The 13,487-nt window shown below is 70.8% G+C and carries 14 protein-coding genes; 7 read left to right on the forward strand and 7 right to left on the reverse strand.

Annotated features, from left to right (window positions below; all coding sequences use genetic code 11):
* The first annotated feature begins 245 nt into the window (after positions 1 to 245).
* The gene (locus tag ACIOHC_RS24915) at positions 246 to 1,361 is read left to right on the forward strand and encodes a magnesium and cobalt transport protein CorA (RefSeq protein WP_351075538.1); all 1,116 of its coding nucleotides are present in this window, start codon (positions 246 to 248) and stop codon (positions 1,359 to 1,361) included.
* A gap of 12 nt (positions 1,362 to 1,373) precedes the next feature.
* Positions 1,374 to 1,895, forward strand: coding sequence for a hypothetical protein (locus tag ACIOHC_RS24920; protein ID WP_351075541.1), 522 nt, complete (start codon positions 1,374 to 1,376; stop codon positions 1,893 to 1,895).
* A gap of 140 nt (positions 1,896 to 2,035) precedes the next feature.
* On the opposite strand, the gene ACIOHC_RS24925 is transcribed toward ACIOHC_RS24920, so the two are convergent.
* Positions 2,036 to 2,800: a hypothetical protein gene (locus ACIOHC_RS24925; protein ID WP_351075543.1), complete on the reverse strand. Its 765-nt coding sequence runs from the start codon at positions 2,798 to 2,800 to the stop codon at positions 2,036 to 2,038.
* A gap of 203 nt (positions 2,801 to 3,003) precedes the next feature.
* Between ACIOHC_RS24925 and ACIOHC_RS24930 the strand changes: the two genes are divergently transcribed.
* From ACIOHC_RS24930 to ACIOHC_RS24940, 3 genes are all read left to right on the forward strand, one after another.
* Positions 3,004 to 4,278, forward strand: coding sequence for a magnesium transporter MgtE N-terminal domain-containing protein (locus ACIOHC_RS24930; RefSeq protein ID WP_351075545.1), 1,275 nt, complete (start codon positions 3,004 to 3,006; stop codon positions 4,276 to 4,278).
* A complete protein-coding gene (locus ACIOHC_RS24935; protein WP_351075547.1) occupies positions 4,268 to 4,825 on the forward strand; it encodes a DUF1003 domain-containing protein in 558 nt (185 codons plus the stop codon). The genes ACIOHC_RS24930 and ACIOHC_RS24935 overlap by 11 nt, the downstream gene beginning before the upstream one ends.
* A gap of 95 nt (positions 4,826 to 4,920) precedes the next feature.
* Positions 4,921 to 6,054, forward strand: coding sequence for an Mrp/NBP35 family ATP-binding protein (locus tag ACIOHC_RS24940; protein ID WP_351075550.1), 1,134 nt, complete (start codon positions 4,921 to 4,923; stop codon positions 6,052 to 6,054).
* Between the two features lie 61 nt (positions 6,055 to 6,115).
* Here the strand turns inward: ACIOHC_RS24940 and ACIOHC_RS24945 are convergent, their stop codons facing one another.
* The 5 genes from ACIOHC_RS24945 to sigE all read right to left on the reverse strand — a co-directional run bounded on the left by ACIOHC_RS24945 (position 6,116) and on the right by sigE (position 11,124).
* Positions 6,116 to 6,775 (reverse strand): hypothetical protein, encoded by a 660-nt coding sequence (locus tag ACIOHC_RS24945; protein WP_401844063.1) that lies wholly within the window; start codon positions 6,773 to 6,775, stop codon positions 6,116 to 6,118.
* Positions 6,776 to 6,893: 118 nt separating this feature from the next.
* Positions 6,894 to 7,379, reverse strand: a complete 486-nt coding sequence (locus tag ACIOHC_RS24950) for a sec-independent translocase (protein WP_351075555.1) — start codon at positions 7,377 to 7,379, stop codon at positions 6,894 to 6,896.
* Positions 7,380 to 7,478: 99 nt separating this feature from the next.
* Positions 7,479 to 9,242: a trypsin-like peptidase domain-containing protein gene (locus ACIOHC_RS24955; protein ID WP_401844065.1), complete on the reverse strand. Its 1,764-nt coding sequence runs from the start codon at positions 9,240 to 9,242 to the stop codon at positions 7,479 to 7,481.
* Positions 9,243 to 9,352: 110 nt separating this feature from the next.
* A complete protein-coding gene (locus tag ACIOHC_RS24960) occupies positions 9,353 to 10,366 on the reverse strand; it encodes a zf-HC2 domain-containing protein (protein WP_401844066.1) in 1,014 nt (337 codons plus the stop codon).
* Complete coding sequence (gene sigE / locus ACIOHC_RS24965) at positions 10,363 to 11,124, reverse strand: RNA polymerase sigma factor SigE (RefSeq protein WP_351075563.1); 762 nt, start codon at positions 11,122 to 11,124, stop codon at positions 10,363 to 10,365. The genes ACIOHC_RS24960 and sigE overlap by 4 nt, the downstream gene beginning before the upstream one ends.
* A 182-nt stretch (positions 11,125 to 11,306) precedes the next feature.
* Here sigE and ACIOHC_RS24970 point away from each other — a divergent pair, with 182 nt between their 5' ends.
* A complete protein-coding gene (locus tag ACIOHC_RS24970) occupies positions 11,307 to 11,972 on the forward strand; it encodes an O-methyltransferase (protein ID WP_351075565.1) in 666 nt (221 codons plus the stop codon).
* 195 nt (positions 11,973 to 12,167) lie between these two features.
* Here the strand turns inward: ACIOHC_RS24970 and ACIOHC_RS24975 are convergent, their stop codons facing one another.
* Positions 12,168 to 12,335 (reverse strand): DUF3117 domain-containing protein, encoded by a 168-nt coding sequence (locus ACIOHC_RS24975; RefSeq protein ID WP_003966491.1) that lies wholly within the window; start codon positions 12,333 to 12,335, stop codon positions 12,168 to 12,170.
* Positions 12,336 to 12,648: 313 nt separating this feature from the next.
* Between ACIOHC_RS24975 and ACIOHC_RS24980 the strand changes: the two genes are divergently transcribed.
* Positions 12,649 to 13,461, forward strand: coding sequence for an enoyl-CoA hydratase-related protein (locus tag ACIOHC_RS24980; protein ID WP_351075567.1), 813 nt, complete (start codon positions 12,649 to 12,651; stop codon positions 13,459 to 13,461).
* The last annotated feature ends 26 nt before the right edge of the window (positions 13,462 to 13,487 follow it).

Consider the following 13,487-nt stretch of genomic DNA (forward strand, 5'->3'; position numbering starts at 1 on the left):
GGATCGAAGTCGACCGTGCAGTACCAACCGCTCTTCCGCACCTCACCTCTCTTCGGTGATCTGAAGCCTTCTCGGTCAAGGCCCATGGCATTGCGCACGACGGAAGAGCACTTCCCTTTTGCCTGTCTGTAGCGAACGCCGTCATCGCGCCGCCGCGGTGCCGCCCGCTTTGCGGACGTGAGCACACGTCCCCATTCCGGGCTGTTCCACGTGCCCGACGACGGCCCTCCGTGAAGGAGCCAGCCATGTCGATGATCCGCGACCTGCGCGCCGCCGTGCGCCCGTCCCTGCGCAAGAGCAACGCCCTGCACAACAGTTACGACACCACCCGGGACCCGTCCGTCTCCAGCGCGGTGGTCGACTGCGCGGTCTACCGCGACGGACGGCGCCTGGAGAGCGGCACCTGCCGCACGCCGCACGAGGCGATGCTCCAGGTGCGCGAGGAGGGCGGCTTCGCCTGGATCGGACTGCACGAGCCGACCGAGGAGGAATTCGCCGGGATCGCCCGGGAGTTCGGGCTCCACCCGCTCGCCGTCGAGGACGCGGTCCACGCCCACCAGCGACCGAAGCTGGAGCGGTACGACGACACGCTCTTCACCGTCTTCAAGACCATCCACTACGTCGAGCACACCGAGCTCACCGCGAGCAGCGAGGTCGTCGAGACCGGCGAGGTGATGTGCTTCACCGGACGGGACTTCGTCATCACCGTGCGGCACGGCGGCCACGGCTCGCTGCGGGCGCTGCGGCACCGGCTGCAGGACGACCCCGAGCTGCTCGCCAAGGGTCCCTCCGCGGTCCTGCACTCCATCGCCGACCATGTCGTCGACGGCTACATCGCGGTGGCCGGCGCGGTCCAGGACGACATCGACGAGGTGGAGATCGAGGTCTTCTCCACCCCCGCGAAGGGCAGCCCGCGCGGCTCCGACGCCGGCCGGATCTACCAGCTCAAGCGTGAGGTCCTGGAGTTCAAGCGGGCCGTTTCGCCGCTGCTGCGGCCGATGCAGCTGCTGAGCGAGCGGCCGATGCGGCTGATCGACCCCGACATCCAGAAGTACTTCCGTGACGTCGCCGACCACCTGGCGCGGGTGCACGAGGAAGTCATCGGCTTCGACGAACTGCTGAACTCGATCCTCCAGGCCAACCTGGCGCAGGCGACCGTCGCGCAGAACGAGGACATGCGCAAGATCACGTCCTGGGCGGCGATCGTCGCCGTACCGACGATGATCTGCGGTGTCTACGGCATGAACTTCAAGCACATGCCCGAGCTGGGCTGGAGGTACGGCTACCCGATGGTGCTGGGCGTCATCGGGGTGGTGTGCTTCTCCATCCACCGCACGCTCAAGCGCAACGGCTGGCTCTAATAGAGTTCGGACATGACTGCTGCTGCCGCTGACGCGCCGCTGGGCCGGGCTCTCGTCGAGGAGGCCACCAAGAAGTCCGGCCTCATCTGGGTGCGGGGCACCGGGCCCGCGCGGGCGCTGTGGCACGTGTGGCACGAGGGCGCGGCGCATCTGGTCGGCGACGGCCCCGGCGAGCAGCCGCTGCCGGCCGGCCTCGTCGACGGTCGTGCCGCCGAGGTGACCGTGCGCAGCAAGGACAAGGGCGGGCGGCTCGTGGCCTGGACGGCCGCCGTGGCGGAGCTCGCACCGCACTCCGAGGAGTGGGAGGCCGCGGTCGCCGAACTCAAGGGCAAGCGGCTGAACGCACCGGACGCCGAGCGGATGACGGAGCGGTGGGCGCGCGAGTGCCGGGTGCTGCGGCTGACGCCCGGCGCATTCCGTACGGAGCTTCCGGACGGCTCACTGGCCGCGCCGCCCCTGCCGACGTCCGCGACCACGCGACGACCGGTACCGGCCGGGCTGCCGCGGCTGCTGAAGCGGGGACGCAAGGGCTGACCCGGGTCCGGCGGGACCGGCACGGCGATCCGGATCCGGCGCGGCCGGACGGGCCGGGCGGGGTGACCGGCACCGGGCACGACCGGCCGGAGCCGGGCCCCCTGATCCGTGCGGCCGGTTCGGGTGTCGCTCGGCCGGCCTCAGGACGACGTCTTGGGCAGCTGCTGCCCGTAGTCGACCGTGTCCTCCTTCGCCGGGGCCTGGAGCGGGAAGTCCTTGCCCCAGTCCGACAGCGTCACGATCCCCCCGCCGGCGGCGCGCGCGAACCGCAGCGGATACGGCGTGCCCTCCAGCGAGACGTCGAGCATGCCGCCCTCGCCCTTGCCGCCCGTGATCCGAATGGTCCGGGTCGGTCCGACCGTCCCGCGGTCGCCCTTGTCGAGGGTGCCGTGCAGCGTGAGCAACCCGTCGAGCAGCGTCTTCTTCTCGGTGAAGCCGCGCAGCTGCTTGTACGTGGGGTCGCCCTCGGGCACCTTCACGTATTTGTCCTGGAGCTTGTCCGCGGCGGCCCCGCCCGCATGGGTGTCGGCGCCGGGCTTCTCGTCGTGGCTCCAGAAGCCCGAGTCCGCCTTGAGGTAGAGATCGTCACCGATCCGCAGCAGCTCGAAGGTGCTGTCCTTCGAGACGACGGAGCCGGTGCCGCCCTTCTCCCTGAGCCGCATGTCGAGCTGGTAGGTGCCGCCCTTGCTGACCAGCTTCCCGGCGAGGCGCACCGCGTCGGCCGAGGCCGCAGCGGTCTGCGCCTTCTTCTCGATCTGGGCGGCGGTGAGTCTGCCGACCCCGTTGGTCCCCTTGTCCGGGTCCTCGCCCCCGCACGCCGTGAGGACGGCGGTCAGTCCCGCGCAGAGCACAACGGCGAGGGCGGTCCGGCGTCGGGCCCGGACGGGCGGAACGGAAGCGGTCACGGGCGCACTGCCTCTCATCTGCATGGCGGGGGTGGCAGACGGCAGCGTACCCGTGCCGTTCATGCCTTCCGGCAGGGAGCCGTACGGACGGGTCCACCGGGGCAGCCCGGAGCGGTACGGGCTAGCCTGATCCCGTCATAACGGTTAATTAGCTGTCAAACAGACCGGACAGGGAAGTCGTACACGGAAGAAGGAGGCGCACCATGGCGGCAGGCGCCCCCCGGGTCTTCGTCTCGCATCTCGCCGGCGTGCCGGTCTTCGACCCCAACGGCGATCAGGTGGGCCGCGTCCGCGATCTGGTCGCGATGCTGCGGGTCGGCGGCCGGCCGCCCCGGCTGCTCGGCCTGGTCGTCGAGGTGCTCAGCCGCCGCCGGATCTTCCTCCCGATGATCCGGGTGACCGGGATCGAGTCCGGCCAGGTCATCACCACTGGCGTGGTCAACATGCGGCGCTTCGAACAGCGGCCCACCGAACGCCTGGTGCTCGGTGAGTTCCTCGACCGGCGCGTCCGTCTCGTGGAGACCGGTGAGGAGGTCACCGTCCTCGATGTCGCCATCCAGCAGCTTCCGGCCCGCCGCGACTGGGAGATCGACAAGTACTTCGTGCGCAAGGGCAAGGGCGGGGCGCTGCGCCGCAAGGGCGAGACCCTGACGGTCGAGTGGTCGGCGGTCAGCGGTTTCTCGCTGGAGGAGCACGGGCAGGGCACCGAGTCCCTGGTCGCCACGTTCGAGCAGCTGCGCCCCACGGACGTCGCCAACGCGTTGCACCATCTGTCGCCGAAGCGACGGGCCGAGGTCGCCGCCGCGCTCGACGACGACCGGCTCGCCGACGTCCTGGAGGAACTGCCCGGGGACGACCAGGTGGAGATCATCGGCAAGCTCCAGGAGGAGCGCGCCGCCGATGTCCTGGAGGCCATGGACCCGGACGACGCGGCCGACCTGCTGTCCGAGCTGCCCGAGGAGGACAAGGAGCGGCTGCTGGCCCTGATGCGGCCGGACGACGCGGCCGATGTGCGGCGCCTCATGTCGTACGAGGAACGGACCGCGGGCGGCCTGATGACCACCGAGCCGATCATTCTGCGCCCGGACGCGACCGTCGCCGACGCGCTCGCGCGGGTCCGGCAGGCGGACCTGTCCCCGGCGCTCGCCGCCCAGGTGTACGTGTGCCGCTCGCCGGACGAGACACCGACCGGCAAGTACCTGGGCACCGTGCACTTCCAGCGGCTGCTGCGCGATCCGCCGTACGCGCTGGTCAGCTCGATCGTCGACAGTGATCTCGTCCCCCTGGCGCCGGACACCCCGCTGCCGGCCGTGACCAGCTATCTGGCCGCGTACAACCTGGTCTCGGTGCCGGTCGTGGACGAGAGCGGATCGCTGCTCGGCGCGGTGACCGTCGACGACGTCCTCGACCACCTGCTGCCGGAGGACTGGCGGGAGACGGACTTCCACGGTGAGGAGGAGATCGCCAGTGGCCGGTGAGGACCGTGCGAAGGGAGTGCCGACGGGGGCCTCGGGCATCACGCGCCCGACCCGTTCCCGGCTGGACCAGCCGAAGGCCCCGCGGCGTCGGCTGCTGCCCGAGTACGACCCCGAGTCGTTCGGCCGGCTCTCCGAACGGATCGCCCGGTTCCTTGGCACGTGGAGCTTCATCGCCTGGATGACGCTGGTCATCATCGTCTGGGTGGTGTGGAACGCCTTCGCGCCCGCGGGGTGGCGGTTCGACGCGTACCCGTTCATCTTCCTGACGCTGATCCTGTCGCTCCAGGCCTCGTACGCGGCCCCGCTGATCCTGCTCGCGCAGAACCGGCAGGCCGACCGCGACCGGGTCACCTACGAGCAGGACCGCAAGCAGAACGAGCGCTCCATCGCGGACACCGAGTACCTCACCCGCGAGATCGCGGCACTGCGGATGGGCCTCGGCGAGGTCGCCACGCGCGACTGGATCCGCTCCGAGCTGGAGGACCTCATGAGGGACCTGGGGGACCGGCACACGCCGCTCCCGGCCGAGAGCGACGAGGACCACTGACGGGGTTACTCACGCGTAGCAGCGGGCGCCGCACGCCCTCCCGCCGCCCGCACCGCCCTTTCAACGAGCGGCGCCCGCACCCGTACTATCAAGGTATGGCTACGGAAGACGCGGTGCTTGAGGCACTGGCGACGGTGAACGACCCGGAGATCCACCGCCCGATCACCGAACTCGGCATGGTGAAGTCGGTCGAGATCGGTGCTGACGGTGTGGTCGCTGTCACGGTCTATCTCACGGTCTCAGGCTGTCCGATGCGCGAGACGATCACCAAGAACGTGACCGACGCGGTGGCGAAGGTCGAAGGCGTCACCCGCGTCGACGTCACGCTCGACGTGATGAGCGACGAACAGCGCAAGGAGCTCGCGTCCTCGCTCCGCGGCGGTACGGCGGAGCGCGAGGTGCCGTTCGCCAAGCCCGGCTCGCTGACCCGGGTCTACGCGGTCGCGTCCGGCAAGGGCGGCGTCGGCAAGTCGTCGGTCACGGTGAACCTGGCGGCCGCGATGGCGGCCGACGGCCTCAAGGTCGGTGTCGTGGACGCGGACATCTACGGGCACAGCGTGCCCCGGATGCTCGGTGCGGACGGCAAGCCGACCCAGGTCGAGAACATGATCATGCCGCCGTCGGCGCACGGCGTGAAGGTCATCTCCATCGGCATGTTCACCCCGGGCAACGCCCCGGTGGTGTGGCGCGGACCGATGCTGCACCGGGCACTCCAGCAGTTCCTCGCCGATGTGTACTGGGGCGACCTGGACGTCCTGCTGCTCGACCTGCCGCCGGGCACCGGTGACATCGCGATCTCGGTGGCACAGCTCGTGCCGAACGCCGAGATCCTGGTCGTCACGACCCCGCAGCAGGCGGCGGCCGAGGTGGCCGAGCGGGCCGGTTCGATCGCCGTGCAGACGCACCAGAAGATCGTCGGCGTCGTCGAGAACATGTCGGGCCTGCCCTGCCCGCACTGCGACGAGATGGTCGACGTGTTCGGCACCGGCGGTGGCCGGAAGGTCGCCGAGGGACTGACGAGGACGACCGGCGCGGAGGTGCCGGTGCTCGGCTCCATCCCGATCGACGTACGGCTGCGCGAGGGCGGCGACGAGGGCAAGCCGGTCGTCCTGTCCGACCCCGACTCCCCGGCCGGCAAGGCGCTCCGCACCATCGCGGACAAGCTGGGAGGCCGTCAGCGCGGCCTGTCCGGCATGTCGCTGGGGATCACCCCGCGCAACAAGTTCTGAGCCGTGCAGAGGGCTGGGAGGGGCGGCTGACCCGGACCGGTCGCCGCCCCACCGCCCGGCCCTACGCGTACGCCGCGATGTCGCCGACCACCGAGAAACCCAGCCCGTACGCGCTCATCCCCCGACCGTACGCCCCGATGTGCACCCCGCCGCGCGCCGACCCCGCCAGCACCCAGCCGAACTCGGACTCTCGGTAGTGGAACGGCACGGGGACGCCGTCCACCGGCAGCGACAGCACCGACCACGCGGGGCCGTCCAGATCGTCGGCGAGCTCGAACGCCGTCTCCGTCTGCTGGTCCAGCCAGTCGTCACGCAGCGAGTGATCCATCTGCGGGGGCCATGTGCAGGCCAGCAGACCGGACCCGGCCAGCCAGGCCGCGGAGGAGACCGTGGTCGCGTCCAGCACCCCCGTACCGTCCCCGCTGTGCCGCACCGGGCTGCTGGCCACCGTCACGACGACGGCGAATCGTTGCTTCTCGGCACCCCCGTCGGCCCGTACCGACGGCTCGTCACCGTGCCCGATGGAGCCGTGCTGCACCGTGCCGTCCGCGGCGGTGCCCACCTGCATCGGCCGACGCGGGCCGGTGAATGCCTCGTCCAGTGCGTACCAGGGAAACGGAGCAGTCAGAAATCCGTCGACAGTACGCCGGGCCGCCGGCTTCCCCTCCGCGGTGGCTGTGTCCGGCGCGCCTTCCGCGCCCACCCGACTGGTCGTCTCCATCTGCCCGGCCGCCTCCTCGATCACTGAGGTCCGGAGCGGCCCGCCCCCCACGGGCGTCCTCACAACCGGACAGATGGAGAATAGCCATACCGTCCGGACGAGTCGGGATTGACTGCGGTCAGGTGGCGTCGGCGTCGAACGGCGGGCGGTCGTCCTTCGCGGGCTGTTCACGCTTCTTGAGCAGGTCCGGAGTCCCGGCGGAACCGTTGGCGGCGGTGCTCGCCGAGCCGCTCGACACGCCGCCGCGGGAGTCCGCGGACTCCACGGCAGCGCTTTCCCTGCCGTTCACCGCGTCGGTGACCTCTGCCAGGTCCTTGCGCAGGTCGAAGGTCTCGCGGATCTCCTTCAGCCCCAGGTCGTCGCCGCCGTCCATGAGCTGCTTGCGGACGAACGTCTTGGGGTTGAGGTCCTCGAACTCGAAGTCCTTGAACTCCGGGCCGAGCTCCGTACGGATGTCCTCCTTGGCGCTCTCGGAGAACTCGCGGATCTTACGGATGAAGCGCGAGGCGTCCTGGATGACCTTGGGCAGCTTGTCCGGGCCGAAGATCAGCACGCCCAGGACCGCGAGCGTCACCAGCTCCAGTGGGCCTATGTCATTGAACACCCTGTTGCTCCTCGTGTTCTCCGCGACCAGGTCGGTTGTGGTCCGGACCCGGCCCACGGTACCGGTCGAAACTACCCGCGCGGTAGCGTCCCGTGGCCGTCACGTGCCGGTTGCGGAGCCGAGCGTCAAAGAGATGGACAGGTCTTTACCACCACGGGTCAAGGTGAGGTCCAGACGGTCGCCGGGCCGGTGGGCGCGGATCTTCACGATCAGCTCCTCGCCACTGTGCACCCGCCGGCCGTCGACCGCGGTGATGACGTCCCCCGGCTTGATCCCGGCCCTGGCCCCGGGCCCGTCGGCCGCCACCGCGGACTTGCCGGCAGCGCCCTTCACGCCGACCTTGGCACCGTCGCCGGTGTACTTCATGTCCAATGTGACGCCGATCACCGGGTGGGTGGCCTTTCCGGTGTTGATCAGCTCCTCGGCGACGCGCTTGCCCTGGTTGATCGGAATGGCGAAGCCGAGACCGATGGACCCGGCCTGCCCGCCCTCGGTGCTCGATCCGTTGTCGGCGGCGCGGATGGCGCTGTTGATCCCTATGACCTGGGCGTCGGTGTCGACGAGCGGGCCGCCGGAGTTGCCCGGGTTGATCGGGGCATCGGTCTGCAGCGCGTCGACATAGCTGATGTCGCTGCCGTCGCCCTTCTCGCCGCCCGCGGTGATCGGCCGGTCCTTGGCGCTGATGATGCCGGAGGTCACCGTGTTGGACAGGTCGAAGGGCGCGCCGATCGCCACCACCGGGTCACCGACCTGCACATTGTCGGAGTTGCCCAGCGGCAGCGGCTTGAGGCCGGAGACTCCGGTGACCTTGACCACGGCGAGGTCGTAGCCGCTGTCCTTGCCGACGACCTCGGCGCGTGCGGTCTCACCGCCGCTGAACGTCACGGTGATCTCGCCGGAGGACCCGGCCGGGGCGACGACATGGTTGTTGGTGAGGATGTGGCCGCGGTTGTCGAGAACGAATCCGGTGCCGGTGCCGGACTCGGCCGTGCCGCTGACATGGAGGGTCACCACGCTGGGCAGGGCGCTGGCGGCGATGCCCGCGACGCTGTCGGGGGCGCGGCCGCCGCTGTTCCGGCCGGCCTGCGGAAGCTCGACCCGGGTGAGACCGCCGTTGCGCTCGATGTAGGAGCCGATGCCTCCGCCGATGCCGCCGGCCACCAGCGCGAGCAGCACCGCACCGATGAGGACGGAACCGCGGCGGCCCTTCTTCCGGCCGTTGTCGGCCCCGAGCGGCGGACCCGGATCGGTCAGCGGCCGCCGGGGCGCACCCCAGGGGTCGTACTGGACCCACTGCGTCGACTGGGGCTGCTGGGGCTGAAGCACGGGCTGCGCACCCTGCGGGTGCTGGGACCGGGGGGACTGCGGCGGTGAGTGCTGGGGCGGGGGTGTGAACCCCGGGGCCGTGGTGCCGGCGTCGGGGACGCCCGCCCCGTTCGTCGCCGCGTACTGCGAGGGTACGGGGGTGCCGTGCGCCGGGGTCGGGACCGGTCGCTGCACGGGCGGTGCGGGCGCCCAGGGGCCGGGTCCGCCGTACGGCGGGGTGCTGTACTCATCGGGCTCGTGCAGGGGCGCGGGCCGCGCGGCCGGTACGGATGCCACGGGCTCCACCGCCGGAGGCTGCACCACCGGCTCGGGGGCCGGGGGCCGCGACGCCGGTTCGGCCGCCGGCGGCTGGAGCGGCACGTCGGGCGCGGGCTCCCGTGTCCCGCCCGCCGGGTCCGTCACATCGGCCGTCGTATCGGCCGTGGGCAACGCGTCCTCGACGGGGGACGGCTCGTCCGGCGCTGTGCGGGCGGTGCGTCCCGGCGCGGGCCGGCTCCACCACTTCGCCTTCGGCCCGGTGGACTTCCCGTCTTCCATGCTCTCCCCGCAACTGCCGCGACTGGCCTCTGCACACCCCGGAAGGGGCGTGCCTCCCGGAATTCCTCCCGGAATTCAACCAGGTTTGCGAAGGTCTGCGCAGACCCTGGTCAGCGCCGGGAGGAAAGCGGTAGTCCGCGATCGGCGGGGGTGGGGAGGGCGGAGGCCGACGGAGGCGTCCAGGACGGCTGCGCGGAGGGCGACGGGGGCGACGGGGTCGGCGGCGCGAGTCTTCCGAGCACTCGGGCGAAGAGCGGGGAGGTGCCGGTCGGACGTATCAGCGGTGGCGCGGACATATTGGTCAGGACGGGAACCGCGAAGGTGCTCTCCGTGAGGTTTCCGGAGGTGAGCAGCACGGGGCCGGCGGAGGGCGCGGCCGGTGTGGCCTCCGGCACGGGCGGCGGTCCGGCGGCGATCGAGCGGTCGCCCGCCTCCGTCGCGGCGAGCGCGCCCTGGCCGCCACCGCCGCGACGGCTCGCGGAGCCGGTGTTCTCACCGCGGGAAGCCGTGTCGAGCGGGGTCACCGTGTTTCCGGTGCCCGCGGCCCGCACCGAGGGGCTGGAACCGGCGCCCGTCTGCAGGGCTCCGCCCAGCGCGATGGCCGCCAGCGACACGGCGCCGGCGGCTGCGAAGGCGAATCTCCGGCCGCGCCACGGCGAACGGTCCCCCTCGCGGCCCACCTCATGGATACGGAAGCCCGGACGGGAGGAACCGCCCGGCAGTACGGCGGTCGATCCGTGCGGGTCCGGGAGGAAGCCGAAACCGCCCAGAGGCGAATCGCCCGGCGACTCCGTGCGGCTGCCGGACGGCTGGATCACGGGGAAGAGCCCGTCGGCGAAGCGCCCGGAGCCGAATGGTCTTCCCTGGCGGTCGTCGTCACCCCCCGGTCCCCCGGGAAGGCCCTGCAGCCGGGCGAGGAACCCCTCGGACGGCGAAGGAGGGGCGGACTGAGCGAAGACGCTCTTCAGGCGCCGCTGGGCGGCAGCCTCGGCCTTGCACTTGGCGCAGGTCGCGAGATGCGCGAGCACGCGCTCGCGGGCGTCATGTTTCAGTTCGCCGTCGACAAGCGCGGCGAGTCGGTCCCCCAGGTGCTGCTCCGCAGGGGTCGGACTTGTGCCACTCACGCCGTTCCGCCCTCCCCTGCCAGGATCGCGCCCGCCAGCGAGCGCTGCTCGGCACGGGCCTCGGGCGAACGGTGCCGCAGCGCCTTGCGCAGGTGCGAGCGACCGCGGTGGATGCGGCTGCGCACCGTACCGAGCTTCACGCCCAGCGTCGCGGCGATCTCCTCGTACGAGAGGCCCTCGATGTCACAGAGCACGACGGCGGCACGGAATTCGGGCGCGAGGGTGTCCAGCGCCTGCTGGACGTCCGCGTCGAAGTGGGTGTCGTTGAAGACCTGCTGCGGGGACGGCTCACGGCTCGGCAGCCGCTCGGCGGCGTCGTCGCCGAGGGAGTCGAAGCGGATCCGCTGCTTACGGCGGACCATGTCCAGGAACAGATTGGTCGTGATGCGGTGCAGCCAGCCCTCGAAGGTGCCCGGCGTATAGGTCGACAGCGACCTGAACACGCGGACGAAGACCTCCTGGGTGAGATCCTCCGCGTCGTGCTGGTTGCCCGTCAGCCTGTAGGCAAGACGGTAGACACGGCCGCTGTGCGTGCTGACGATCTCTTCCCATGAGGGTGGCGTCCACGCCTGGGAATCCGCATCCGAGGCGAACGTCGCGGTCGTTGCGGAGTCGTTGGAAGAACGGTCAGCAATGTTGGTCACGGATTTCGGCTCACCCGCCGACCTGAGGAAGCGCCGCAGCACTCCTCCCCGATCCACAGGCGCAGCCGCACCTCCCCTATCGGCTCTGGTGGTGTCCAGTGGAGCCCCTACCATAGCCACCTCGCCCGTTAGCTCCGGATAAGCCTTTTTCCTGCTGGGGCCGGGGGTCGCCCCGGGTACCGCCGGCCCATGGCTCCCGGACCCGATCCGCGGGCGGATTCCATGCGCTTTCCCCTGCTCTTGGACAACGCCTGGTCCCATCAGCGGGTTCCCGGGTGCAGCGGATACAGTCACCGTTGCGCCAACTACGGGGACAGGAGAGGGTCATTACCGCCAACCGGCAGACGAGCTGGGCGTTCGCCGACGCCTTTGTCGCCGAGGACGAAGCATTGCGCTGGGCCAGGGACCGGGCCCGGGAGGCAGGGCTTCGCTCGGTGTCGCCAGGTACCGGCGCCGCGCTGCGCTTGCTCGCTGCCACGACGGACGCCAAAGCGGTGGCCGAAATCGGCACCGGGACGGGCGTGTCCGGACTCTATCTGCTGCACGGCATGCGGCCCGACGGGGTGCTGACCACGGTCGACCCGGAGCCCGAGCGCCAGCAGTTCGCCCGTGAGGCGTTCCGGGCCGCGGGGTTCGCCACCAACCGGGCCCGCTTCATTCCCGGCCGCGCCCTGGACGTACTGCCACGGCTCGCGGACGGCGGGTACGACCTGGTGTTCTGCGACGGCGACCGGCTGGAGAGCCTCGACTGTCTCGCTGAATCGTTGCGCCTGCTTCGTCCGGGCGGCCTGGTCTGTTTCGAGGGCATGTTCGCCGACGGCCGTACGGTCGATTCCGCGGCACAGCCGGCGGAGGTGCTGCGGCTGCGGGAGCTGCTGCGCGCAGTGCGGGAGAGCCAGGAGCTGATGGCGACACTGCTGCCGGTGGGGGACGGGCTGCTGTGCGCGGTGCGGCGGGGCTGAGGGTGGCGGAGCCGAGCGGGGCATGGCCCCCGTCCCGCGCCCGGGGCGTCCGGGCGCGTCCTCCGTCGCCGGACCGGCCGGCTTGCGCCGCGATGTTCCGACCGCCGGACGGGCCCTGCCAGGTCGGGCGTGAACGCATCACTGCCCCGGCACGGACACCGTGCCAGGGCAGTGATGAAGTGTGGGCTCCTCTGCTCAGCCGACGACCTTCTTGAGGGCGTCGCCGAGTGCATCGGCCTCGTCCGGGGTCAGCTCCACGACAAGCCGACCGCCGCCTTCGAGCGGAACGCGCATGACAATGCCCCGCCCCTCCTTTGTCACCTCGAGCGGGCCGTCGCCCGTCCGCGGCTTCATGGCCGCCATGCTCGTTCCCCTTCCTGAAACCAGCTCATCGCAACCGGCGGCCCCATGACAGGCGCTGTGTCACCGGCATCGAACACATTGCTTCCAGGCCATTATCCCGCATCACAGACCCCGATGACCAACATCAGTCTGCATCGCTTACGCAACGCGCTTTCTCAAAACCACCCAATTCGGCGATCCAGCTGCGATACTCCGTCCCCTTCACCCCGCCATCGGGGCGCAATTGTTAGACGCAGGTCACATGTTCGCTCGCGCCCGAGTCGGCCATGCTTGCGTGGACAGGCATTGCCCGAGGCGCAGAGGGGACAGCGAAATGGCCGACCGGATGGCGGACAGCGTGCTCTACGAGGTGAGCGAGGGGCTCGCGACGATCACGATCAACCGTCCCGACGCGATGAACGCCATGAACACCGCGGCCAAGGTGGCGCTCCGTGACGCACTGCGGTCCGCGTCCGCCGACCCCGACGTACGGGCCGTTCTGCTCACCGCGACGGGGCGAGCCTTCTGTGTCGGGCAGGACCTGAAGGAGCACATCGGCAAGCTCGACGAAGTCCGCGAGTCCGGCGGCGGCAATGCGCTGAGCACCGTGCAGGAGCACTACAACCCGATCGTGCGGGCCATCACCGGGATGCCCAAGCCGGTGGTCGCCGGGGTGAACGGTGTCGCGGCCGGGGCCGGTTTCGGGTTCGCGCTCGCCTGCGACTACCGGGTGGTCGCCGACACCGCCTCGTTCAACACGTCCTTCGCCGGGGTGGCCCTCACCGCCGACTCGGGCGTCTCCTGGACGCTGCCCCGGCTGATCGGACAGAGCCGCGCCGCGGACCTGTTGTTCTTCCCGCGCTCGATCTCCGCGCAGGAAGCCCACGAGCTGGGCATCGTGAACAAGCTGGTGCCCGCCGCCGAGCTGGCCGCCGAGGCGACGGCCGTGGCCCGCGCCCTGGCGTCCGGTCCCACGGTCGCGTACGCCTCGCTCAAGGAGTCCCTGGCCCACGGCACCACTCACACGCTGAGCGAGGTGCTGGAGAAGGAGGACGAGCTCCAGACGAGGGCGGGCGCTTCCGAGGACCACGCGATCGCGGTACGGGCGTTCCTGAGCAAGGAGAAGCCGAAGTACCTCGGCCGGTAGCCACGGGGGCCGGTCCGGCCCCGGAC

Origin of the sequence: Streptomyces sp. NPDC088252 (assembly GCF_044740965.1) — a bacterium.
In the GTDB taxonomy this organism is placed as follows: domain Bacteria; phylum Actinomycetota; class Actinomycetes; order Streptomycetales; family Streptomycetaceae; genus Streptomyces.